Origin of the sequence: Nonomuraea sp. NPDC049309 (assembly GCF_043196965.1) — a bacterium.
GTDB lineage: Bacteria > Actinomycetota > Actinomycetes > Streptosporangiales > Streptosporangiaceae > Nonomuraea > Nonomuraea fastidiosa.
In genome coordinates this window covers 787,264-808,721 of the sequence record NZ_JBICSH010000002.1, presented here as the reverse complement: position 1 = coordinate 808,721, position 21,458 = coordinate 787,264, and the positions used below count along the sequence as shown (strand labels likewise).

The window sequence follows — 21,458 nt, the reverse complement described above, 5'->3', positions numbered from 1 at the left end:
ACCAGTGGCTGTTCCGTGCTACTGTTCTTTCCGCACCCACAAGGGCGGGTGGCGGAACGGCAGACGCGCACGGTTCAGGTCCGTGTGTCCGAAAGGACGTGAGGGTTCAAATCCCTCCTCGCCCACTCGGTGACTGGGGGCCCCTGGTCGCAAGCCTTGGTCGGCTTGCTCCCTCGGGGCCCCTCGTCGTGTCCGTCCTGGGGATGACCCCCGGACCCCCGGCAGGTCGCTGGCGCTCCTGGCCCCCCGGAGGGGGCGCTTCCCCTCCTGAACGGGGGTGCTTCGGTTCTGTGGGTTTGTGTTCCCGGGCCGAAGATCCGCCCGCGAACACGAGTAGAGCGCTTCGGCTCTCCAGAGCTTCGACTGCCCCCAGAGTTTCAACTCGACGCGTTCCAACCCCCTTCAGACTTCCGATCCGACGTGTTGCAGCCCCCTGACTCCAGCCCGGCGCGTTTCAGCCCCCAGATCCCCGCTCGAGGCCTTCCGGCCTCCGGCCTCAGCCTGACGCCTTATAGCCCCCAGATCTCAGCCCGGCGCGTTCCAGTGCCCGGATTCCAGCCCGACGTGTTCCAGCCCTCCACGAGTCCCGACCCGACGTTTGGCATCTTCGGGCTTTGCCTCAGGTGTTCGGATCGTGGTGGTGGTGCCGTGGTGCCGGCGGGCCTTTGCCGGTGTCCGAATGCTCGGCCGTGCTGTGGTTCTGAGAAGGCGCTGTTCTGAGAAGGCTGGTCACCGAGGTGGGGCTGGTGTTCGCGGATCCCGATCGCTGAAGGCCTTGAACTCCGGGCCCCGGGGCTTGTGTGTCTGGGGTCTGGTGACCTTGGTGCTTGGCTTCCTCCGGATTTGCTGTGCTCACCCTGTCCAAAGGACGCGCTCCGCGCAAGGGGAATCTCGTCTTCTTTTCTTCTTCACGATGCGGCTTGGGGCTTGCAAGGCACTTGCAAGCCCCAAGCCGCACCCTTTGCCACTCTTGTGAACTACGTCACACTTGTCGCCCTCGTGTCCAGAAGTTCACCCACCAGGTCCGTCAGGCTCACCATTCCGATGACTTTCTGATCCTGGTTCGTGACCAGGGCCAAATGGGAGCGTTCCTCCTGCAGCACGGTCACCGCCTCCGGGACCTGGGTCGTGCAGGGCAGGGACGGGAGCTTGCGGAGGAAGTCCACCGCCTTGCGCTCCGGGTTCAGCAGGGCGTCCCGTACGTGCAGGGCGCCCTCTATGCCGTTCGGGCCCTCCACCAGGAGCCTCAGGTGGGCGCTGCCCGCCGCCGTCTTCTTGATCTCGGCCGCCGTCGCGTCCACCTTGACCTTGACCACCTTCTCCAGGGGCACCATGAGGTGCTCGATGCCCTCGTCGCCCAGGCGGAGGGCTCTGGTCAGCAGGTCGTGTTCCGCCCTGTCCAGCAGGCCCATGCGGCCCGACTCGCCTACCAGGATCGCCAGCTGGCGCGGGGTCCGCGCCGTCGCCAGCTCGTCCCTCGGCTGGACGCCGAAGAGGTGGAGGGTGAAGTTGGTCAGGGCGTTGAGCGCCGACAGCAGCGGGCGCATCACCGTGGTGAACGCCCGGAACGGGAACGTCAGCAGCAGCGCCGCGCGCTCGGGGTGGGTCAGCGCCCAGCTCTTCGGCGCCATCTCGCCCACCACCATGTGCAGGAACGTCACCAGGGTCAGCGAGAACGTCAGCGCGATCGGCATCCGCATCGCCTCGGGAACGCCCACGGCCGCGAACACCGGCTCCAGGTAGTGCTCGATCGCCGGTTCGGTCACCTGGCCCAGGCCCAGCGTGCACAGCGTGATGCCGAGCTGGGCGCCCGCGAGCATCAGCGAGAGCCTGCGGCTGCCGCCCGCCGCCGAGCGGGCCGCCATCCTGACCAGGCGGTTGCCGCTCGCGCCGATCTCCTCAAGCCGGTGGCGGCGCGAGGAGACGAAGGCGAACTCCGCGGCCACGAAGAGCGCGTTGAAGGCCAGCAGGGCCAGGCTGAGGATGATGAGGCCCATCAGTGCGCGGCCTCCGCGTGCTTGCTGAGCGGGGTCAGCCGCACCCACTCGGGCACCCTGCGGTTGAGCGAGATCACCGTCAGCTCGGCGAACTGCTCCTCGGTCTCCTCCGCGAACGGGTCGGTGTCCTGGCTCACCGGCACCGTCACCGTGTCGCCGGGGTCGGGCAGCCGGCCCAGCCTCGCCAGCACCAGGCCCGCCAGGGTGTCGTAGTCGTCGCTCTCGGGCAGCGCGAATCCGGTCGCCCGCTCCACCTCGTCGAGCCGCAGCCGGCCGGGGACCTCCCACACGCCGCCCGGGTGCTCGACGGCGCCCTGCGGCTCGGGGTCGTTCTCGTCCACCAGCTCGCCCACCAGCTCCTCGGCCAGGTCCTCGATCGTGATGACGCCGGCCAGGCCGCCGTACTCGTCGATGACACAGGCGATGTCGTCGCGCGCCGCGCGCATGCGGTCGAGGACGGCGGGCAGCGGCAGCGAGTCGGGCACCAGCAGCGCGGGGCGCGTGATGGCGGCGATCGTGCCGTCCTCCACGCCGGCGGTCAGCAGCTCGCGCACGCCCGTCACGCCCGCCACATCGCCGTCGTCGGTCACCACCGGGTAGCGGGAGTGCCCGCCGTCGCGCATGACGTCCAGCAGGTCCGAGATGGGCTGTGAGGCGCGCAGCACCACCACGCGGGGGCGCGGCACCATGATCTCCTCGGCGATGCGGTCGCCGAACTCCAGGGCCCGCTCCAGGAGGTCGGAGAGCCGGGCGGGCAGCTCGCCCGCCTGGGTCGACTCCGCGATGATGCGTGACAGCTCCTCGGGGGTCGCGCCGTGCTCCACCTCCTCGACGGGCTCGATGCCGATGCGCCTCAGCAGGCCCGTGGCGGCCGAGTCGAACAGCCTGACCACCGGGCCGACGACCGCGAGGTACGCGAGCGTCGAGCGGGCCAGGAACTTGGCGACCGGCTCCGGCCTGGCGATGCCGAGGTTCTTGGGCGCCAGCTCGCCGAACACCATCTGCACGACCGTGGCCACGAACACGCCGGTCGCCACGGAGACCCCGGTGATCGCGGCGTCGGGCAGGCCGAGGCCGCTCAGCCAGGGGCGGACGAGTTCGGCGATCGCCGGCTCGGCGAGGAAGCCCACCAGCAGGGCCGTCACCGTGATGCCGAGCTGGGCGCCCGAGAGCATGAAGGAGAGCCGGGAGGTGACCTGGAGTGCCTTTTCGGCGGAGGTGTCGCCCGCGGCGGCCTGCTCGCGCAGCAGGCTGCGGTCGGCGGCGACGAAAGCGAATTCCTGGGCGACGAAGTAGCCGGTCGCCGCGGTCAGAAGCAGCAGGGCCAGCAGCCCCAGATAGGCGCTCACCGTGGTGAGTCCTCAGATGAACCCGTGCCCGAGCACGGGCGGGGACTGCACGGGTCCGAGTCGGACACGATCTTCCTTTCGATAGGGGTCGTCCACAACCGTAACGATCCCGATGGCATCTATGTTTCCGCAGTGACTCTCCGCTGGCTCCGCGTACTTTTCCGTAGGAAATCCTTGGCGGAACGTCTTGACTGCCGGGGTTGGACGTAGCGTTGATGACAAGTGAAGGGAAGAGGCGAAGTGTCTGAGGACGACCGGACGCGGGCCATGCGCTCGCCAGGCGACGGCCGCCCGCTGCCACCACGGCCCGGTGACGGCCGTCTGCGTTCTGGGGGCGCGCCGGCGCACCGGATACCGCCCGCAGGGCCTACTCCGCCTGGTGGGCCGACCCCGCCTGGAGGGCACGTTCCGCCCAGAGGGCATGTTCCGCCCGGAGGGGCGCAGGCAGCGCCCACACAGAAGCTTTCCGCCCCCGTGCCGCCAGGTCCCGCCGAGAACGAGCCGCGCCGGGTGTCCTCGCGGATCTACGGGCGTGAGCGGTCGGGCAGGAGCCCGATCAGGCCGCTCGGGTCGCGTTCCGGTTCCGGTGAGCGGCGGCCCTGGGGGCTGGTGCCGCGCCCGCGGTTCTCCGGCAAGACCGTTTTGGGGATCATCGCCGGCCTGCTCGTGGTGCTGTTGATCGCCGGCATCGGGATGTACTTCTGGATCGACTCGCGGTTGACGGGCATCGAGGGGGTGCTGGACGACTACGAGGGACGGCCCGCCGACACGCCGGGCACCAACTGGCTGCTCGTCGGCTCCGACAGCCGCAAGGGGCTGACCGCCGCCCAGCGCAAGAAGCTGAAGACCGGGCGGGCCGCGGGGCAGCGTACGGACTCGATGATGCTGCTGCACATCCCCGAGACCGACGACCCGCCCACGCTGATCAGCCTGCCGCGCGACTCCGCCGTCACCATCCCCGGCAGGGGTCGCGACAAGCTCAACGCGGCCTACGCCTTCGGCGGGCCCAAGCTGCTGGTGCGCACCATCGAGAACGCCACCGGCGTGCACATCGACCACTACATGGAGATCGGCTTCGCCGGGTTCGTCGACATCGTCGACGCCGTCGGCGGGGTCGAGATCAACGTGCGGGCCGCCGTCGACGACCCCAAGGCCGGGCTCAAGCTGAAGAAGGGCGTGCAGACGCTCAACGGCGCGCAGGCGCTCGGCTACGTGCGCACCCGCAAGGGCGGCGCGTTGCCCGACTACGAGCGCACCAAGCGGCAGCGGCAGTTCCTCGGCGCGGTCGTGAAGAAGGCGGCGAGCCCCGGGGTGCTGCTCAACCCGTTCACCGCGGTCCCGCTGGCGGCGAGCGCCACCGACGCGGTCGAGGTCGACGCCGGCACGGGCGCCTTCGACATGCTCTCGCTCGGGCTGGCCATGGGCGACAGCCCGGTGACCACGGTGGTGCCGTTCGGCGGCAACGAGACCGTGCCGAGCGGCGCGGCGGTGAAGTGGGACCGGCCGAAGGCCCTCGCCATGTTCAACGCGATCAAGGAGGGCCGGCCGGTGCCGAAGGACGTCGTCGACCGCAACTGATGCTGAGGGGGCGGGTCGGGTCGGGCTGGTCGGTGTCGAAGGGCGTCGTCGGCCGTGACCGATCCCTCCCGGGTCACCGGGGCTCAGGTCACGGGGGTCACGTTATGGTGGTCGTCATCACCGCGACGTTGTCGGAGCCGATGGCGCGGGCCACCGCGTCGGCCACCCAGTGGCCCCTGGCGAGCTCCTTGACCCGTGACCTGCTCGAGCCGGGAAACGCCTTGCGGTCCAGGCCGGCCGCCTTGGCCAGCGCGATCAGCGCGGTCGTGCGGGCGTCGGGTGCGGCGCCCGCGAGCACGGCCGCCGCCCGGCTCCTGACCTCGGCCTCGACCGCGGGATTCAGCTCCGGCCAGCGGGTGACGGGGAAGATCCCGAGCGCCTTCGTGCGCTCCATGGCCAGGACGCCGGCCCGCGCCAGGCGGGCGAGCAGGCGGCCGCGCAGGTCGTCCGACTTCAGCTTGCGCACCCACCACTCGGGGGTGCGCGGCCTGTCCCGCGCGATCAGCGATAGCGCGGCGTCCAGCTCCGCGTCGCCGAGCGGCTGGGGCGCGGCGACCGCCAGCCGCCTGCCGACCTTGGCGATGCGGCCGGCCAGCGCCAGCTCGGCCAGGACGCCGCCGCCCAGCGCCAGGTCGAGCTGGGCCGTGCTGATGAGGAACCTGCCCTGGTGCTCGCTGAGCGCCAGGAGGAGAAGTTCTTCGGCGATCGTCACGGTCATGCCTTCGACCCTAACGGCGTGATTTGGGGTTCCCCGGCCGGGTGCAAGCGGGACGTACGCTGGGGGCATGCCCGAACTTCCCGAGGTCGAGTCGCTCACCGGCTTTCTGCGCGAGCGGGCCGTGGGCCGCGCGATCGCCGGGGTCGACGTGGTGGCCGTTCAGGCGCTCAAGACGTTCGACCCGCCGGTCACCGCGCTCAACGGGCTGACGGTGACCGGCGTGGCCAGGCACGGCAAGTTCCTCGATCTCGACTGCGACGGGCTGCACCTGGTCGTCCACCTGGCGCGGGCGGGGTGGCTGCGCTGGCGCGACGACCTGTCGGGCGCGAAGCCGGTGCGGCCCGGCAAGGGGCCGCTGGCCGTACGCGTGCGGCTGGCGCCCGACGAGGAGGGCCTGGCGCCGGGGTTCGAGCTGACGGAGGCGGGGACGCAGAAGCGTCTTGCCGTCTATGTCACAAAAAATCCGGACGATGTGCCGGGCATCGCCGCTCTCGGCCCCGACCCGCTCGCCGAGTCGTTCACGGTCGAGGCGCTCAAGCGCATCGTCGGCGGCAAGCGCACCCAGATCAAGGGCCTGCTGCGCGACCAGAAGGTGATCGCCGGCATCGGCAACGCCTACTCCGACGAGGTGTTGCACGCGGCCAAGATGTCGCCGTTCAAGATCGCCGCGACGCTGACCGACGCGCAGATCGCCGACCTGCACGAGGCCATCGTGACCACGCTGCGCGACGCGGTCGAGCGGGCCCGCGGGCTGGCCGCCAAGGATCTCAAGGCGGAGAAGAAGTCGGGGCTACGGGTGCACAACCGTACGGGGCAGCCCTGCGACGTGTGCGGCGACACGATCAGGGAGGTGTCGTTCGCCGACTCCTCGCTGCAGTACTGCCCGACCTGCCAGACCGGTGGCAAGCCGCTGGCCGACCGCCGCCTGTCCCGCCTGCTGAAGTAGCCGGGCGGCCGGTGCACCGCCGCGCGCAGGCCATGATGGAGTCATGACCGTTCCTGAGATCGAGGCCAGTGCCGTACCCGCAGACGCTTACCTGCTCGACGTCCGCGAGCAGGAGGAATGGCTGGCGGGCCACGCGCCGCAGGCCGTTCACATCCCGATGACCCAGATCCAGGGGCGCGTGGACGAGGTTCCCGACGACCGCACGATCTACGTCGTGTGCCGGGTGGGCGGCCGTTCCCTGCAGGTCGCGGCCTGGCTCAACCAGCTCGGGCGCGATGCGGTCAACGTCGGCGGCGGCATGCAGTCGTGGGAGGCGGCGCGGCGGCCGATGGTCAGCGAAACGGGCCAGGAGCCTTTTGTGGCATAAGTCCCCCACTATGGCGACTTAGACGCCATTGAGGCATTATTGGGGCGCAAACTACAGATCGTCGCGGGAGCTCGGGGTCGCCGGGCTGAGAGGGCAGCACAACCATCCGCTGCCGACCGCCTGAACCTGTCCGGGTAATGCCGGCGTAGGGAGTGTGCGATGTCGCACGGCGTCGAAGAAGTACCTCTGACTCTTGACGGAGAGGCCCCCAAGACCCTGGGCGTGCTCGATCAGGGCGCGCTCTGGGCCAACCTCGGTGTCAGCCTGCTCGGCTTCTCCGGAGCGCTGCTGCTGCTCGACCCGCTGGGCGACGCCCCGCTGACGCTGGCCGCGGCGCTGATCGCCACCGTGGTCGGCAGCCTCATCGGCACCGCCATGGTGGGCCTGTCCGCCATCCCCGGCACGCACACGGGCAAGCCCGCGATGGTGCTGCTGCGCGGGTTGTTCGGCGCGCGGATCTCGTACGTGCCCACGGTGCTGAACATCATCCAGATGATCGGCTGGGGCGCCTTCGAGCTGTGGGTGATCGCCAAGGGCGCGGGCGCGATCTTCCCCGCGGTGCCGTACCAGGTGTGGGTGATCGTGGCGGGCGTGCTGACGGCGGCGCTGACCATCTGGCCGCTCGGCTCGATCCGGCTGCTGCGCCGCTACGTCACGGTCGGCGTGATCGTGGCGATGGTCTGGTTCACGGTGTTCTTCCTGCGCGAGGCCCCCTCGCCCGAGGGCGGGAGCTGGACGGCCTTCCCCGCCGCCGTGGACTACGTGATCGCGCTGTCGGTGTCGTGGGTGCCGATGGCGGCCGACTTCGCCCGGCACTCGCGCTCGGGCAAGGCCGCGTTCACCGGCGTGGTCGGCGGCTACACGCTGGCCCAGGTGGCCTGCCTGGGGCTGGGCGTGTACGCGGTGGCGCTGGCGGGCGCCGACGGCGTGCTCGCCGACCAGACGACGGTGTTCAACCCGTTCGTCGCGGTGCCGCTCGGCGCGCTGTTCTTCGGCATCCTCGTGCTGCGCGAGACCGACCAGTCGTTCGCCAACGTCTACTCCACCACGATGTCGCTGCAGAACCTCATGCCGCGGGTGGACCGGCGCATCCTGTCGACCGCCATCGGCGTGGTCACGATCGTGATCGCCCTGTTCGCGGACGTGAACTCCTACGGCGTGTTCCTCGGCGTGATCGGCGCCGTGTTCGTGCCGATGTTCGCGGTGCTCGCGGTCGACTACTTCGTGCTGCGCCGCGGCGAGGGCTGGAACACCGCCGAGGACGCACCCTCGCGCTGGTCGATGCTGGTGCCGTGGGCGCTGGGCTTCGCCGCGTACTGGCTGACCACCTCGACGCCGACCTTCGCCGCGTGGGACGGCTGGTGGGCCGGCGTGCGCGACGCGCTCGGCTTCGTACGGGAGCCGTGGATGAACGGCGCGCTGGGCGGCGCCTTGGTGGCCGCCCTGGTCACGCTGCTCATCGGGCTCATCCAGCGATCGCGCGCCGCTCGACGTTGAGCAGATGCTGCTTGGCGGCCGCGCCGCCCGGGTAGTCGCCGAGCTCGCCGTCCTCGCGCACCACCCGGTGGCAGGGCACGATGACGCAGACCGGGTTGGAGGCCAGCGCGTTGCCGATCGCTCGCAGCGCGCGCGGCCTGCCGATGCTCTCTCCGATCCGCTCGATCGTCGTGGTGGTGCCGTAGGGGACCGCCATGGTCTTCTGCAGCACCGTACGCGCGAACGGCGTGGCCAGGGTCAGGTCCACCGGCGTGGCGAACGCGCGCAGCCGCCCGGAGAAGTACGCGTCGAGCTCCCTGCGCACCGGGTCGAGCCGCCGCGAGTCGGGTCCGATGAACCGGCCCAGATGGCGTGTGACCCGCTCGAACACGTCGTTCTCCGCCTCATAGCTGCACGCCACGATGCCCTTGGCGGTCACCGCCAGCACCAGCCTGCCCACCGCGCCGTCGTAGGTGCCGAACGCGATGTCGGGTGGGGTCTCACCCCGATAGGTGCTGGAGGTCACTCGCAACAGGGCATCGAGATCGTTGCTCGACATACCCCTCACCCTCCCACCTGCCGGGAATCACCGTGACCGCAGCGTATCGGACGGATCGCCCGACGCACCCACCGCGCCACGTGCACTATGGAGTAGTGGGGGACGAATGGGCCGGTAGTGACGATGAGATCGCTCGTGCGGCGCTCGCCAGCTCGCCCAACGCCATCGTGGCGCTCGACCGCGACCAGAGCGTGCTGGTGTGGAACGCCGCCGCCGAGCGCATGTTCGGCTATAGCGCCGACGAGCTGCTCGGACGCCGCGCGCCGATCGTGCCCGAGGAGCTGACCGCCGAGCACAACGCGGTCCTCGAGCGCGTGCGCACGGGAGAGCCCGTGTCGCTGCGCACCAAGCGCCTGCACGCCGACGGCCGGGTGCTCGATCTGCGGGTGGACATCAGCGCCCTGCGCCTGGGCAGCGCCGTGGCCGGCTACGTGTGCGCCTACCACCCCGCCAGGGCCGACGAGATGGCCGAGCACCGCATGGCGCGCAGGGCCCGCCTGGTCGCCCGGCTCACCGACGTCGTGGGCGACATCAACTCCGAGCTGGAGCTGCCCGCCGTGCTCGACCGCATCTCGGCCAGCCTGACCGAGCTGACCGGGGCGGACGCGGGCGGGTTCGTCCTCATCGAGGGCGACAGGCTGCGGCTGGTCAGCACGTACCAGCTGCCCGAGGCGATCAGGGGCATCACCACCGACCTGCGCACGAGCCTGGTGGACAAGCTCTTACGCACCGGCAAGACCGTGCTGCTGCAGTCCGAAGGGCTCGACGACCTGGTGTGGGCGCGGCTGAAGGGGCTGCACACGATCGCCCTGGGGCTCGCGGCCGTGGGCGGGCGGCCGTACGGCGCCCTGTACGCCCTGTTCGCCCGCCGCAACCCGGGACACCTGGAGCTGGAGCTGCTGGAGCTGCTGGCCGGGCACGCCGGCATCGCGGTCGGCAACGCGGTCGCCTACCAGGAGGCGGTGCGGCAGCGGGCGCACGAGCAGGCCGTGTTCGACGCGAGCGCCGACGGCATCGCCGTGCTCGACCAGGAGGGCAACGTGGTGCGCTGGAATCCGGCCGCCGCCGAGCTGACAGCGCTGCCCGCGGAGTCCGTCATCGGCGGTCCGCCGCCGTTCCCGCTGCCCAAGGCCGGCGAGAAGGGCACCTTCCAGCTCGGCAACGGCCGCTGGCTCGACGTGGTGAGCGCGCGGATCGAGGAGACCGGCGAGGTGGTCGTCGACTTCCGCGACGTGACCGCCGCCAAGGAGCTGGAGGAGGCCAAGGACCTGTTCCTCGCCACGACCAGCCACGAGCTGCGCACCCCGATCACCATCGTGCGGGGCTTCGCCAGCACGCTCGACTCGCGCTGGGACGCCATGACCGACCAGGCCCGCCGCTCGGCCGTGCACACGATCGCCGAGCGCGCGAAGTCGCTGGGCGTGCTCATGGACCACCTGCTGCTCGGCGCGCGGGCGGGGGCGGACGAGCTGAAGGTCCGCATCGAGGAGTTCGACCTGCGCGAGCGCATCGTGGCGGCCACGCTGGGGCTGCCCGAGCTGTCCGACCGGCACCGGGTCGAGGTGCACGTACCCGAAGGGCTGCCGCGCGTGCTGGGCGACGCGCTGGCCACGGACATCCTGCTCGGGCAGCTGCTGGAGAACGCGTTCAAGTACTCGCCGAAGGGCGGGCTGATCAGCGTGGCGGCCTGGCCGGAGGACGACAAGGTGGTCGTCGTCGTGGACGACGAGGGGGTGGGGATCGCCCCGTCTGACCGCGAACGTATCTTTGAGCGCTTCGTCCAGGTGGACAGCGGCGACCGGAGACGGTTTGGTGGAGTGGGGCTCGGTCTCTACATCGTCCGCAGCCTCGCACGTGCACAGGGCGGAGACGTGAGCGCGCATCCGAGACCGGGAGGGGGCACCAGAATGCGGCTGGTTCTGCGGAGCTCTTCCTCTATCGGATCCGACACACCGATGCGGTAACGAGGTGGTCACGGTTGCGCTGATCTATCTTCCAATGTGTACAAGCTGTGATCGAGATGCGGTTTCTGGGATCGAGTAACGGGGCATTTCGGTCGTACCGGGGAGTGTTCCCGCGGGGGGCACAGGGAACGGGGAGGTGGGTGTGTCAAGCGTGGTGCTGCTGCCGTACGCGCCGTCCAGCGTTGCCGTCGCCCGCCAGCGTCTGAGCACTGATCTGCAGGACAGTGGGGTCTTCACCTCGGCCATCGACGATGCCGTGCTCGTGGTGAGCGAACTGCTGAGCAACGCGCTGCGGCACGCGCACCCGCTGCCGTCCGGCATGGTGCGGGTGGCATGGCTGCGCAGCGACGATCACATCGAGGTGGCGGTCAGCGACGGCGGCGCGGCCACCGAGCCCCGAGCGGGCCGGCCGACGCTGTCCTCGCTCGGGGGACGAGGGCTCGGCATCGTGGAGTACGTCGCCGAGAGCTGGGGGGTCAGGCACGACGGCGACACCACGACCGTGTGGGCGATACTGCCCGCGCCGAGTGAGAAGGTGAACGAGCAGGTCGCGGCGCTCAGAGAGGCCGGCTAGCCAGCACCGCGCGCTCGCCCGTCGCCCATGCCGCGGAGACGAGCAGGTAGAGCCCGGCGGCCAGCGGCAGCACGAGCGCGGCCAGCACCGAACCGTACGGCAGCAGCGGCATGATCTTCTTCATCGGCTCCGGCTGCTCCTCCGCGACCTTGATCTGGCGGGCGGAGAGCCACGCCACCGCGATGACCAGCGCGATGACCGATACGAAGACCAAAAACGGTGCGCTGGCCAGACCGAAATGGGCGACGACGCCGGCGAGCTGCTCCCCGAGCGGAGCCCCGAACAGGGTGTGCCCGGCGAGCGCCGTCGGATGCGTGGCCACCCGGTACATCAGCCACAGGAACGGCACCTGGGCGAGCGACGGCAGGATCCCGGCGTACGGCGACGAGCCCTCCTTGGCGTAGAGGGCGGTCATCTCCTTGGCCAGGCGCTCAGGGTCGCGCCCGTGGCGCTCGCGCAGCTCGCGGAGCTTGGGCGCGAGGCGTTCGCGGATCCTCGCCGTACGGGCCTGGCGGACGTTGAGCGGCAGCAGCAGCAGGCGTACGGCCAGGGTGAACAGCACGATGCCGAGCGCGGCGCTGCCGCCTGAGACGTCGATGACGAACGTGACAAGAGAGTCGATCATGAGCCCTGAATCCTTTTGAGCGAAGGTGATCCCCGTTGGACGGGTCTCCTCGCGGCGGAAGGGATGCCGTTCGGCGGGTTTCCCATCGGCGAAGGGGACCCGTTGCAGCGGGGTGATGACGACGGGCTCGCTCGTCATGCCGAGCAAGCCCCGCTCGACGGGGCTCGCGGATCGCGAGAAGCGCGGAAAGCGCGGAAGCGCGGCGAGTGGCGCGGAGAAGCGCCGAGAAGCCGAGAAGCCGAGAAGCGCGGAAGCGCCCAGGAGCGCTTGCAAGCGCCGAGAGCCCCGCCCGACGTGCGCACGCCGGGACGCGGGGCGCGCCTAAGGGGCGCGGGGACGCGGCCGCCCGGCCGCGTCGGGATCGCGCAGCCGCTGGAAGGCCGTGCGGCGCGCGTAGGAGAGGGGGAAGCTCAGCGGCTCCCCGTGCAGGGCGGACAGCAGCGCGGCCGCCCACGTGGCCAGCAGCAGGATCACCACCATGGTGATCCCGACCAGCCACGGGTCGAACAGCAGCTGCATCAGGCTGAGCGGGAGGTCTTGCCGACGACGGTGACGGCGACGAACACGATGAGGGCGATCACCCCGACGATCAGCGCGAGCTTGATCAGGCCCACCAGCATCGGCAGGATGAAGGTGAACAGCACGAAGAGCCCGAGCAGGGTGCCCAGAACGAGCATCACGACTTTACCCATGCAGTAACGGTACGTCCTCGGGGCATGATCCGCGACCCTTACGAAGCCATGACGTACCCCACTGTTTCCGGCAGGGTGGCCTTACCGTGAAGGCGTGAACACGCGCATCCTGGTGGTGGACGACGATCCCACGGTGTCCGAGGTCGTGGCGCGCTATCTGGAGCGCGACGGTCACGAGGTGGAGTGCGTCGGCGACGGCGCGGAAGCGCTGCGCAGGGCGCTCGCCAACCCGCCCGACCTCATGGTCCTCGACCTCATGCTGCCCAAGATCGACGGTCTCCAGGTGTGCCGGCGGCTCAGGGAACGCTGGCCGGTCCCCGTGATCATGCTGACCGCGCTCGGCGAGGAGATCGACCGGGTCGTCGGGCTGGAGACCGGCGCCGACGACTACGTCACCAAGCCGTTCAGCCCCCGCGAGCTGGCGCTGCGCGTGCAGTCCGTGCTGCGGCGGGCGCGCGGCGCCTCCGTCACCGGCGGCACCGGCGTGCTGCGCGACGGCGACCTGGTGGTGGACGTCGGAGCCCACGAGGTACGGCTGCGCGGCGAGGAGGTGCTGCTCACCGCCCGCGAGTTCGACCTGCTCGCCTACCTCATGCGCAACCCGCGGCAGGCCTTCAGCCGGGCGGCGCTGCTCAACCAGGTGTGGGGGTGGTCGTTCGGCGACTCGTCCACCGTGACCGTCCACGTACGGCGGCTGCGGGAGAAGATCGAGCCCGACCCGACGGAACCGCGCAGGATCGTCACGGTGTGGGGGGTCGGCTACCGCTACGAGCCCTTGGAGAGCCCGTGATGTCCGGCCGCGGCCCCTTGATGCCCCGGAGAGGCGCCGAGCCCGCGATGCCCGGCCATGAGCCCCTGGAGAGCCTCTGATGCCTCATCCTGGCGATCTGCCCGTGGTCATCGCGGTCACGGCCGGGCTGGGGCTGCTCATCGCGCTGGCGGGCGTCTGGCTGATGTGGCGGCTGCGCACCCGGTCGATCGGCGTGATGATGGCCGTCGTCGTGGTGGTCGCGGTGGCGGCCACACTGGCGGGCGTGGTGGCGATCATCAACATGATGATCATCGAGGGGCCCACCAAGGACTTCGTGCTCAGCGTGGTGGCCGTGGGCGGGCTCGTGGGGCTCGGGGTGGCGTTCGTGCTGGCCCGGCGGGTGGTCCAGGAGAGCAGGCGGCTGGTGGCGGCCGTACGCGACCTGCCCTTCGCCGCGCCGCGCGGGCTGCCCGCCGAGCTGCAGACGATCGCCAACACGCTGGAGGAGGCCTACGCGCGGGAACAGGCGCTGGAAGGGGCGCGGCGGGAGCTGGTGGCGTGGGTGAGCCACGACCTGCGCACGCCGCTGGCCGGCATGCGCGCCATGGCCGAGGCCCTTGAGGACGGCGTGGTCACCGACCCCGAGACGACCAGGCGCTACCACCGGCAGATCAAGGCGGAGGTGGAGCGGCTGTCGGCGATGGTGGACGACCTGTTCGAGCTGTCGCGCATCCACGCCGGGGCGCTGCGGCTGTCGCGCTCGCGCATCGGCCTCGCCGACCTGGTCGCCGACACGCTCGCCGTGGCCGAGCCGCTGGCCAGGGCCAAGGGGGTGGTGCTCACCGCCGAGGCCGCCGCGGCCGTGCCCGTGGAGGCCGACGCCGGAGCCCTGGGGCGCGCCCTGCGCAACCTCGTGGTCAACGCCATCAGGCACACCCCGTCCGACCGCCCCGTGGTGCTGCGGGCGGCGGTCGAGTCGGGGATGGCCTGCCTGTCGGTCAGCGACTGCTGCGGCGGGATCCCCGAGGAGGACCTGCCGCGGGTGTTCGAAGTGGCGTTCAGGGGGGAGGCCGCGCGCACGCCCACCGCCGACGGCGGCGCCGGGCTCGGGCTGGCCATCGCGCAGGGGATCGTGGAGGCGCACGACGGGGAGATCGGCGTGGTCAACGACGGACCAGGCTGCCGCTTCGAGATACGCCTCCCCCTGGTCGGCTGAGCCGCAGGACATCCGACGTCAGGAGCCGTCGGTGAGGTCGCGGCCGAACGACTCCGACATCGCCCGAAATGTCGGGCAAGGCCAGCGCCACATGCAGCTCCTGCACCGCAGGATCGGATGCGCGGCGTCGCTCGTGATGCCGCCCGCGTCGCGCGGCTGATGCAGGTCGAGCAGCCTCAGCCCGAGCTCCGCGAACCTGAGCAGCTCCGTACGCGCCCCGGCCAGGAACTCCAGGTCCTCGACCGCGAGGCGGGCGCGGATGGGGACGTAGCCCTCATGGTTCACCAGGCCGCGCAGGTGCCCTGCTTCCTTGTGCCATGAGGTCGCCTTCTCTGTGGTGATGAGGATGGTCTCCAGGCGTTCGCGGAGGCCCTGACGCTGAGGATCTTCGGGTTCGTCGGCGTTCATCGATCCGGGGCTCGTCGCTCCTGCCCCAGCCCCTCCCTCTCCGTGAAGCGGTGGCGGTTCCGGTGTCACGCTGTCAAGCTTCGCGTACTCTCCGTTTTCATGGAGCCCAAACGGAGGACAAAAACCTGTGCTCGCCCTATCGGCGTGACAACGTGACCGGAAGCCTCAGCGCCGCTAGCCTGCCCATGTGGAGCTCAAGGTCTCGACTCGATCACATGCCGGGTGCGCGCTCGTCGCGGTCACCGGGGAAATCGACCTCTACACGGCGCCCCACCTGCAGTCCGAGTTCACGCGGCTGCTGCAGGAAGGGCCTAGCCGGGTGGTCATCGACATGTCCGCCGTGGATTTCTGCGACTCCACGGGGATGAACGTCCTGCTCTCGGCGCTCAAGCGGATGAAAGAGCAGGGAGGGACGCTCGAGGTCGCCGCGCCGCGTCCCGCCGTACGGAAGATTCTGCAGGTCACCGGGCTCGACTCGGTGTTCACCGTGCACGAAGAGGTGCCGCAGGAGTTCCTCATCACCGAGGGATCATGAGAGAACGCGATCGCGGCTGCGCCGCGTGCGAAGGAGGTGCGGCTCGATGAGCGGTGACACGGCGGTCATCATCCCGGCCGCCGACGAGGCGGACCGCATCGCCGCCACCGTCAAGGCCGCCGCGGCCCTGCCCGGCGTCGATCTCGTCGTGGTCGTCGACGACGGCTCGCGCGACCAGACCGGCAGGATCGCGCGCGCGGCCGGCGCGCGGGTCGTCAGGCACAGCCGCAACCGCGGCAAGGCCGCCGCCATGGAGACGGGGGCCGAGGCCGTACGCCTCCTCGACGAGGAGGGCTCCCCCCGCCACCTGCTGTTCCTCGACGCGGACCTCGGCGACACCGCCCAGGCCGCCGCGCCTCTCATCGAGCCCGTACGCGCGGGCGAGGCCGACATGACCATCGCCGTCTTCACCACCAGGGTGAAGCTCGGCGGCCACGGGTTAGTGGTCCGCCTGTCCAAGGAGGGCATCCGCCGCGCCACCGGGTTCGACGCCACCCAGCCGCTCAACGGCCAGCGCTGCCTGACCAGGGCGGCCTTCGAGGCGGCGCGCCCGCTGGCGCACGGATTCGGGGTGGAGACGGCGCTGACGATCGACCTGCTGCGCAAGGGGTTCCGCGTCAAGGAGGTCGAGGTCGACATGGCCCACCGCGCCACCGGCACCGACTGGCGCTCCCAGCTCCACCGGGCACGCCAGCTCCGCGACGTCGCGCGGGCACTCGCGGTGAGGGAGCCGGTGATCGTGCAAAATCTGGACAAACTTCGTCCCAAGCGCTGAAATGCGGTCTACCAGGCGTCACCCCTACACTTGCCGGCCATGACCGTCACCGATGAGCAGGGCCGTCCCGAACCTCCCCTTGCCGGCGACGAGCTCAGCATGCTCGTGGGCTACCTCGAGTTCCACCGCGCGACCCTGGCCTGGAAGTGCAGTGGCCTCGGCTCCGCAGGCCTGAACGCCACCGTGGGAGCGTCGGCGATGACGCTCGGGGGGATGCTCAAGCATCTGGCGTACGTGGAGGACCACTGGTTCGCCCGCATGCTGCACGACCGCGAGGGCCAGCCGCTGTGGACCACGGTCGACTGGAAGGCCGACGTGGACTGGGACTGGCGCTCGGCCGCCTCCGACTCCCCTGAGGAGCTTCGCGGCCTGTGGGAGGACGCCGTCGCGCGCTCCCGGAAGCTCCTGGACGAGGCGCTGGCCGGCGGCGGCGGGCTCGACCAGCCCGCCCGGCGCAAGTGGCCGGACGGGCGGACACCGACCCTGCGATGGATCCTGGTGCACATGATCGAGGAGTACGCCCGGCACAACGGGCACGCGGACCTCATCCGGGAGTCCGTGGACGGGCTGACGGGCGAGTAGCCTCCCGCGGATCCGGCCGCCCGTGTTCCACGCCGCTCGTGCCCGGGGACGCCTCGATCGCGCCGGTGAGCGGCGCGTCGCCGGACCTTGTCGGCCGGCTCGTAGTCCCGTACCGGGGCCGGTTGTCCACAGGGTGGGGGTTCCCATGAGTGTCATCCACAGACGGAGCAGGGCGGGCGGGGGCCGTGTCGCGGGTGTGCTGGAATTTCCCGGTGACTTCGCAAGCGCGGCGCGGGCAGGGGCGAGGCCGGTCGGCCGGGCCGGCCATGGCGGCGATCGCCGCCTCGATCCTGCTGACCATCACCATCGGGCTCCTCGGCCCGTCGGCGATGGTCCCCGCGCTCCCAGGCCCGGCCTGGCAGCCGCCGTACTCCCTCGAGTCGGCGCCTGAGCCGCACCTGGTCATCATCCTGGCGGTGGCCGCCCTGCTGCTGGGCGGCCTGGGCCTCCTGGCGGCCCTGCCGGCACTGTCCGCGGGCGACACTTCGCACGGCCCTCCGGTCTCCGGGCGGCCGTCCGCGGGCGACACCTCGCACGGCCCTCCGGTCTCCGGGCGGCCGTCCGCGGGCGACACCTCGTACGGCCCTCCGGTCTCCGGGCAGCCGTCAGCCCCGATCCCCGAGCATCCGTCCAAGGGGTCGCGCCGGCCGCCGGGCGCGTTCCCGAGCCCGAAGACCCTCGTGCTCATCGGGTGCGTGGCGGCGGCGGTGCTGGCGTTCCTGCCGCCGTCCGGCTCCGGTGACCACCTCAACTACGCCGCCTACGGCCGCATGGTCACGCTGGGCCTCAACCCGTACACCCACGGCGCTACGGACCTCCCCGGCGACCCCGTCGCCGACGCCGTCGAGGAGCCCTGGCGGGAGGAGCCGAGCGTCTACGGGCCGGTCGCCACGGCCCTGCAAGCGGTGGCGAGCTGGATAGGCGGCGACTCGGTCCGGCTGACGATGTTCGTCCTGGCGCTGTTCAACGCGGCGGCGTTCATCGCGACGGGGCTGCTCATCGACCGCTTCACCCGGCACGACCCCCGCAGGCGGCTGCGGGCGGCGCTGCTGTGGACGGCCAACCCGCTGCTGCTCTACCACCTCGTCGCCGGCATGCACGTCGACACCCTCGCCATCGCCTGCATGGTCGCCGCCCTGCTGGCGAGGGGCCGCCTCGCAGGCTCCGGGGTCCTGCTCGGGCTCGGCGTTGCGATCAAGGTGAACGCCGGGCTCGTCGCGCTCGGCCCCGCCTGGGAGCTCCGCCGCCGCCCCGGCCGTTTGGCGGTCATGGCGGGCTGTGCGGTCGCGGTGGTGGTCATCGGGTACGCCGTCGTCGGCCTCGACGCCCTCGAGCCGATCACCCGTACGAGCAAGGCGATCTCCCACGCGTCGTTCTGGAAGCTCGTGCAGGGCCGGCTGCAGGCCATCGTCGGCACGGGGAGCGCGTACCGGGGGCCCATCCAGGTCGGGTCGCTGCTGGTGCTCGCGCTCATCGCCTGGTCGCTGCTGCGGCTCGCGGTACGCACGGGATGGACCGGCGCCCGCGGTCCGCTCGCCCGGTGCCCCGACCCCGCCTCCGCGCGGGACGGCCACGGGCTGGAGGCGCCGGTCGTGGCCATGGCGCTGGTGGTGGCGTACCTGTTCGCGACGCCCTACATCCTGCCCTGGTACGACGGGCTGGCGCTCGGGATGCTGGTGCTCGTGGGGGCGTCCGCGCTGGACGGGCTCGTGGTGGCGCACCTGCTGGCGCTGTCGCTGGCGTACCTGCCCGCCAGGGTCGAAGGGCAGCCCGAAGACCTCGAATGGCTGCGCACGGTGGTCAGGCCGCAGATCGGCTGGGCGCTGCTGGCTCTGACGGTGGCGCTGGTGGTGTGGGCGTGGCGAGCTGCAGGGCGCGAACGCAGGCGGCCAGCGTGAGCGGCACGGCGACGGTCAGGGCCATGGCGGGGATGGCGATGCCGGAGTCGTTCATGAGGAAGCCGATCAGCGCGCACGCGAGGGCGCCGAACAGGCCCGCTCTGAGCGTCGGCGCCATCTGGTACGCGAGGCCGAGCGCCGCGACGCCCCAGCGCGAAGGACGGGCCAGCACCAGGAAGAGGAAGGCCAGCGCCACCAGCGACAGGAGGGTCAGCGACCAGTTGCCGACGGTCACGCCGACCATCGCGGCGAACTTGCGGCCGACGACGGTCCACGCCTCACCGTCGATGATCTGCTGCACGAACGTGCCGAGGTGGGTGCGCTGGGACTCAGGGCGCAGCCAGTCGATCACGGACAGGGCGCCGACGAGCGCCGCCCCGGCCAGCCCCACGAGCAGGAGCCGCAGCGGCGACACCCGCTTACCTGACAGCATGATCAGGAAGACGGCCAGGCCGATCACGAACGCCGGCACGCCGCCGAAGTCCGCACCCCAGGAGGGCCACCCGTCCGCGAACACCGCGAACCCTCCGTACGCGGCGCACAGCGTCACCACCACGGTCCTCGGCACCCTCCTGCCGAGCAGCCAGTGGGCGATCCCGGCCAGGCCGAGGATGGTGCCGGTGGAGTAGATGGCGAAGGCGATGTTGCTGAAGCCGTAGAAGCGTCCGCCGGTCACGGGCTCGTAGCCGCTCACGGCGTTCACCTGGAGCGTCGAGCCCGTCATGACGTCGAGGAGGAGCGCGACGGAGGTGACGGCGGAGACGATGGTCAGCGGGCCGAGCACGTGAGCGCGCCAGGGGCCCGCGAACGCTGCGGCGGTGATGAGCGCCGCGATCCCGACGATCGTGACGATCACCGACAGCATGGGCACCGGCAACGTCCACCAGGGGATGAGCTGGGCGAGGAACGTCGAGACGGCGATCGCTCCGCTGATCACGGCCACGATCTGGACGGACTTGAGGACCTTCGAGGTGCTCGCCTGGCCGCCGGTGGCGGTCAGGGGCGGGGTCTGCCCGGGGGTGATCGTGGGTTCGGCCGTGCCGGTCGGTTCCGTGGGGAGCGGCACGGCGGTGCCTTCTGACGGGTGGTCGTGGGTCGGCGCCGGTCCGGCTGGGGTGCCTTCCGCGGGGACGGTCGGGGTGCCTTCCGCGGGGACGGCTGGGGTGCCTTCCGCGGGGACGGTCGGGGTGCCTTCCGCCGGATGGCCGGGTGCGGGGGCCGGCTCTGCCCCGGCTGATGGCCGATCGACCGCCGGGGTGGGCGTTGCGGGGAGTCGGCGGCGGCGGAGGGTCAGGGCGGCGAGCGCGTAGAAGAGGAGCTGGGCGGTCACCAGGACGGTGAAGAACGGGCCGCGGACATCGCGGAGCACCTGGCTGGCCAGGTCCTCGTCCGCCAGCTCGGTCACCACGTCGGCGGGGGTCGCGGGAGCGGGGCCGCCGGGCTGCCAGGGGCGGCCGACGACCTCGCGGGGCGCGGTCAGGCCGAGGGCCTGGATGGCGGTCGCGGTGAGGTCGCCGATGGTGACGAGGGCGTCCTGGCGGGTGGAGGTGGCGGTGAGGAAGCCGTGGCGGTATGTGGAGCCGTCCGGGGAGGGGCCGGTGGCGATGGCGACGTGGAGGTGGGCGTTCGGGGTGATGTCGGAGATGCCGGCCAGCAGGGTCGTGGTGCCGGGCGGGAGCAGGGCGAGCAGGTCGCCGATGCGCCGGTCGGCCTCGGCGGCGGCGGTCCTGCGGGTGGCGGCGGGAAGGCCGGTGGGGATGCCGTGCTCGTCGCGGGGCTGTTTCGCCCAGGCGGCCGCGAGGTCGGGGACGTCGAAGACGATCAGGCTGTACGGGGCGGGGTCGCCGAGGGCGGAAGGAGTGGGGGCGTATTTGTCGATATTTCCGGACTTGTTGGCGGCGGCCAGCGCGGCGCCGGGCCCGATGGCGGCGACCTTGCCGCCTCCGTCCGCGACGATCTGGCCCAGCGTGCCGATGCGGGCGGCGTACCCGGTCTCCGCCTGGTAGGCGGCCAGGGCCTGCCAGCCGGGGACCGCGGCGCCCTCGCCGTTCCGCCGCGGGGTGGGCGGGGCCGGGCAGCCCCCGTCCGGCGTACCGGCTCGCCGGCCCGCCGAGATCGTCAGCCAGCCGGCGACGGGGCAGGTGATGCCACGGCCTGCAGGCGGCACGGCGCGGGTCGAGAGCGACGCCGACGAGCCTTCCGACACCAGGCGCCAGAGGTTGGGGGTCCGGCTCTGGTCGATGTCGCTCCACTCCAGCCCGGGGACGCCGATCAGGGCCACTCGTCCCCGCAGGGCGGTCGCGTCCCTCGTGCCGGTGACGCTGCCGGTGGCGGTGGCCGGCGTGCCGGGGGAGGCCGCCGAAGCCGCCGGTCGTGCCGGCTGCGCGGCGGCGGGCGTGGTGAGGGCCAAGGGGAGCGTGAGGGCCAGCAGGGCCATGAGGTGGCGGA

The 21,458-nt window shown here is 71.4% G+C and carries 21 protein-coding genes, 1 tRNA gene and 1 riboswitch; of the genes, 13 read left to right on the top strand and 9 right to left on the bottom strand.

Annotated features, from left to right (window positions below; genetic code table 11):
* Positions 1-42: 42 nt before the first annotated feature.
* Positions 43-125, top strand: a tRNA-Leu gene (locus tag ACGFIM_RS17710).
* An 852-nt stretch (positions 126-977) separates the two neighbouring features.
* Here ACGFIM_RS17710 and ACGFIM_RS17705 read toward each other — a convergent pair.
* Both ACGFIM_RS17705 and ACGFIM_RS17700 read right to left on the bottom strand, forming a co-directional pair.
* Positions 978-1,997 (bottom strand): hemolysin family protein, encoded by a 1,020-nt coding sequence (locus ACGFIM_RS17705; RefSeq protein ID WP_393201351.1) that lies wholly within the window; start codon positions 1,995-1,997, stop codon positions 978-980.
* Positions 1,997-3,346, bottom strand: a complete 1,350-nt coding sequence (locus ACGFIM_RS17700) for a hemolysin family protein (protein WP_393201348.1) — start codon at positions 3,344-3,346, stop codon at positions 1,997-1,999. Before ACGFIM_RS17700 ends, ACGFIM_RS17705 begins: the two co-directional genes overlap by 1 nt.
* Positions 3,347-3,856: 510 nt before the next feature.
* Here ACGFIM_RS17700 and ACGFIM_RS17695 point away from each other — a divergent pair.
* Positions 3,857-4,924, top strand: a complete 1,068-nt coding sequence (locus ACGFIM_RS17695; RefSeq protein ID WP_393201345.1) for an LCP family protein — start codon at positions 3,857-3,859, stop codon at positions 4,922-4,924.
* Between the two features lie 97 nt (positions 4,925-5,021).
* Here ACGFIM_RS17695 and ACGFIM_RS17690 read toward each other — a convergent pair whose 3' ends face one another.
* Positions 5,022-5,642: a GPP34 family phosphoprotein gene (locus ACGFIM_RS17690; protein ID WP_393201342.1), complete on the bottom strand. Its 621-nt coding sequence runs from the start codon at positions 5,640-5,642 to the stop codon at positions 5,022-5,024.
* A 67-nt stretch (positions 5,643-5,709) separates the two neighbouring features.
* Between ACGFIM_RS17690 and ACGFIM_RS17685 the strand changes: the two genes are divergently transcribed.
* The 3 genes from ACGFIM_RS17685 to ACGFIM_RS17675 all read left to right on the top strand — a co-directional run bounded on the left by ACGFIM_RS17685 (position 5,710) and on the right by ACGFIM_RS17675 (position 8,452).
* Positions 5,710-6,588: an Fpg/Nei family DNA glycosylase gene (locus tag ACGFIM_RS17685; RefSeq protein WP_393201339.1), complete on the top strand. Its 879-nt coding sequence runs from the start codon at positions 5,710-5,712 to the stop codon at positions 6,586-6,588.
* Positions 6,589-6,631: 43 nt separating this feature from the next.
* Entirely contained in the window at positions 6,632-6,955 is a 324-nt protein-coding gene (locus ACGFIM_RS17680; protein WP_393201336.1) for a rhodanese-like domain-containing protein, read from the top strand.
* A gap of 53 nt (positions 6,956-7,008) precedes the next feature.
* Positions 7,009-7,125, top strand: a riboswitch (TPP riboswitch).
* Positions 7,115-8,452 (top strand): purine-cytosine permease family protein, encoded by a 1,338-nt coding sequence (locus ACGFIM_RS17675; protein WP_393201333.1) that lies wholly within the window; start codon positions 7,115-7,117, stop codon positions 8,450-8,452. It overlaps the preceding riboswitch by 11 nt.
* Here the strand turns inward: ACGFIM_RS17675 and ACGFIM_RS17670 are convergent.
* The gene (locus ACGFIM_RS17670) at positions 8,421-8,990 is read right to left on the bottom strand and encodes a methylated-DNA--[protein]-cysteine S-methyltransferase (protein ID WP_393201330.1); all 570 of its coding nucleotides are present in this window, start codon (positions 8,988-8,990) and stop codon (positions 8,421-8,423) included. The two genes, ACGFIM_RS17675 and ACGFIM_RS17670, sit on opposite strands and share 32 nt — an antisense overlap.
* Positions 8,991-9,085: 95 nt before the next feature.
* Here ACGFIM_RS17670 and ACGFIM_RS17665 point away from each other — a divergent pair, with 95 nt between their 5' ends.
* Both ACGFIM_RS17665 and ACGFIM_RS17660 read left to right on the top strand, forming a co-directional pair.
* Complete coding sequence (locus ACGFIM_RS17665; protein ID WP_393201327.1) at positions 9,086-10,954, top strand: PAS domain S-box protein; 1,869 nt, start codon at positions 9,086-9,088, stop codon at positions 10,952-10,954.
* A gap of 142 nt (positions 10,955-11,096) precedes the next feature.
* The gene (locus ACGFIM_RS17660) at positions 11,097-11,528 is read left to right on the top strand and encodes an ATP-binding protein (RefSeq protein ID WP_393201324.1); all 432 of its coding nucleotides are present in this window, start codon (positions 11,097-11,099) and stop codon (positions 11,526-11,528) included.
* On the opposite strand, the gene ACGFIM_RS17655 is transcribed toward ACGFIM_RS17660, so the two are convergent.
* The 3 genes from ACGFIM_RS17655 to ACGFIM_RS17645 all read right to left on the bottom strand — a co-directional run bounded on the left by ACGFIM_RS17655 (position 11,512) and on the right by ACGFIM_RS17645 (position 12,845).
* The gene (locus ACGFIM_RS17655) at positions 11,512-12,153 is read right to left on the bottom strand and encodes a YidC/Oxa1 family membrane protein insertase (RefSeq protein ID WP_393201321.1); all 642 of its coding nucleotides are present in this window, start codon (positions 12,151-12,153) and stop codon (positions 11,512-11,514) included. The genes ACGFIM_RS17660 and ACGFIM_RS17655 overlap by 17 nt on opposite strands.
* Positions 12,154-12,474: 321 nt before the next feature.
* Positions 12,475-12,672: a DUF6412 domain-containing protein gene (locus tag ACGFIM_RS17650; RefSeq protein ID WP_393201318.1), complete on the bottom strand. Its 198-nt coding sequence runs from the start codon at positions 12,670-12,672 to the stop codon at positions 12,475-12,477.
* Positions 12,672-12,845 carry a hypothetical protein gene (locus ACGFIM_RS17645; RefSeq protein ID WP_393201315.1) on the bottom strand — a complete coding sequence of 58 codons (174 nt, stop codon included), beginning with the start codon at positions 12,843-12,845 and terminating at the stop codon, positions 12,672-12,674. Before ACGFIM_RS17645 ends, ACGFIM_RS17650 begins: the two co-directional genes overlap by 1 nt.
* Before the next feature lie 94 nt (positions 12,846-12,939).
* Between ACGFIM_RS17645 and ACGFIM_RS17640 the strand changes: the two genes are divergently transcribed.
* Positions 12,940-13,635 (top strand): response regulator transcription factor, encoded by a 696-nt coding sequence (locus ACGFIM_RS17640; protein ID WP_393201311.1) that lies wholly within the window; start codon positions 12,940-12,942, stop codon positions 13,633-13,635.
* Positions 13,636-13,714: 79 nt separating this feature from the next.
* On the top strand, positions 13,715-14,812 hold the full coding sequence (locus tag ACGFIM_RS17635) for a sensor histidine kinase (RefSeq protein WP_393201308.1): 1,098 nt from the start codon (positions 13,715-13,717) through the stop codon (positions 14,810-14,812).
* An 18-nt stretch (positions 14,813-14,830) separates the two neighbouring features.
* Here the strand turns inward: ACGFIM_RS17635 and ACGFIM_RS17630 are convergent, their stop codons facing one another.
* Entirely contained in the window at positions 14,831-15,220 is a 390-nt protein-coding gene (locus ACGFIM_RS17630) for a hypothetical protein (protein ID WP_393201305.1), read from the bottom strand.
* 187 nt (positions 15,221-15,407) lie between these two features.
* On the opposite strand from ACGFIM_RS17630, the gene ACGFIM_RS17625 reads away from it, so the two are divergent.
* From ACGFIM_RS17625 to mptB, 4 genes are all read left to right on the top strand, one after another.
* Positions 15,408-15,755, top strand: a complete 348-nt coding sequence (locus ACGFIM_RS17625) for an STAS domain-containing protein (protein ID WP_345393493.1) — start codon at positions 15,408-15,410, stop codon at positions 15,753-15,755.
* A gap of 46 nt (positions 15,756-15,801) precedes the next feature.
* The gene (locus ACGFIM_RS17620) at positions 15,802-16,530 is read left to right on the top strand and encodes a glycosyltransferase family 2 protein (RefSeq protein WP_393201301.1); all 729 of its coding nucleotides are present in this window, start codon (positions 15,802-15,804) and stop codon (positions 16,528-16,530) included.
* Positions 16,531-16,569: 39 nt separating this feature from the next.
* On the top strand, positions 16,570-17,112 hold the full coding sequence (locus ACGFIM_RS17615; protein ID WP_393201298.1) for a DinB family protein: 543 nt from the start codon (positions 16,570-16,572) through the stop codon (positions 17,110-17,112).
* A 212-nt stretch (positions 17,113-17,324) separates the two neighbouring features.
* Positions 17,325-19,010, top strand: coding sequence for a polyprenol phosphomannose-dependent alpha 1,6 mannosyltransferase MptB (gene mptB, locus ACGFIM_RS17610; RefSeq protein WP_393201295.1), 1,686 nt, complete (start codon positions 17,325-17,327; stop codon positions 19,008-19,010).
* On the opposite strand, the gene ACGFIM_RS17605 is transcribed toward mptB, so the two are convergent.
* A complete protein-coding gene (locus tag ACGFIM_RS17605) occupies positions 18,913-21,447 on the bottom strand; it encodes a hypothetical protein (protein WP_393201292.1) in 2,535 nt (844 codons plus the stop codon). The two genes, mptB and ACGFIM_RS17605, sit on opposite strands and share 98 nt — an antisense overlap.
* Positions 21,448-21,458 lie beyond the last annotated feature (11 nt).

Coding starts and splice junctions, on each gene's coding strand:
- ACGFIM_RS17680 (WP_393201336.1), top strand. CDS start 6,632: ATGACCGTTCCTGAGATCGAGGCCAGTGCCGTACCCGCAGACGCTTAC.
- ACGFIM_RS17705 (WP_393201351.1), bottom strand. CDS start 1,997: ATGGGCCTCATCATCCTCAGCCTGGCCCTGCTGGCCTTCAACGCGCTC.
- ACGFIM_RS17615 (WP_393201298.1), top strand. CDS start 16,570: ATGACCGTCACCGATGAGCAGGGCCGTCCCGAACCTCCCCTTGCCGGC.
- ACGFIM_RS17670 (WP_393201330.1), bottom strand. CDS start 8,990: ATGTCGAGCAACGATCTCGATGCCCTGTTGCGAGTGACCTCCAGCACC.
- ACGFIM_RS17620 (WP_393201301.1), top strand. CDS start 15,802: ATGAGCGGTGACACGGCGGTCATCATCCCGGCCGCCGACGAGGCGGAC.
- ACGFIM_RS17605 (WP_393201292.1), bottom strand. CDS start 21,447: ATGGCCCTGCTGGCCCTCACGCTCCCCTTGGCCCTCACCACGCCCGCC.
- ACGFIM_RS17635 (WP_393201308.1), top strand. CDS start 13,715: ATGCCTCATCCTGGCGATCTGCCCGTGGTCATCGCGGTCACGGCCGGG.
- ACGFIM_RS17690 (WP_393201342.1), bottom strand. CDS start 5,642: ATGACCGTGACGATCGCCGAAGAACTTCTCCTCCTGGCGCTCAGCGAG.
- ACGFIM_RS17675 (WP_393201333.1), top strand. CDS start 7,115: ATGTCGCACGGCGTCGAAGAAGTACCTCTGACTCTTGACGGAGAGGCC.
- ACGFIM_RS17685 (WP_393201339.1), top strand. CDS start 5,710: ATGCCCGAACTTCCCGAGGTCGAGTCGCTCACCGGCTTTCTGCGCGAG.
- ACGFIM_RS17655 (WP_393201321.1), bottom strand. CDS start 12,153: ATGATCGACTCTCTTGTCACGTTCGTCATCGACGTCTCAGGCGGCAGC.
- ACGFIM_RS17645 (WP_393201315.1), bottom strand. CDS start 12,845: ATGGGTAAAGTCGTGATGCTCGTTCTGGGCACCCTGCTCGGGCTCTTC.
- ACGFIM_RS17650 (WP_393201318.1), bottom strand. CDS start 12,672: ATGCAGCTGCTGTTCGACCCGTGGCTGGTCGGGATCACCATGGTGGTG.
- ACGFIM_RS17630 (WP_393201305.1), bottom strand. CDS start 15,220: ATGAACGCCGACGAACCCGAAGATCCTCAGCGTCAGGGCCTCCGCGAA.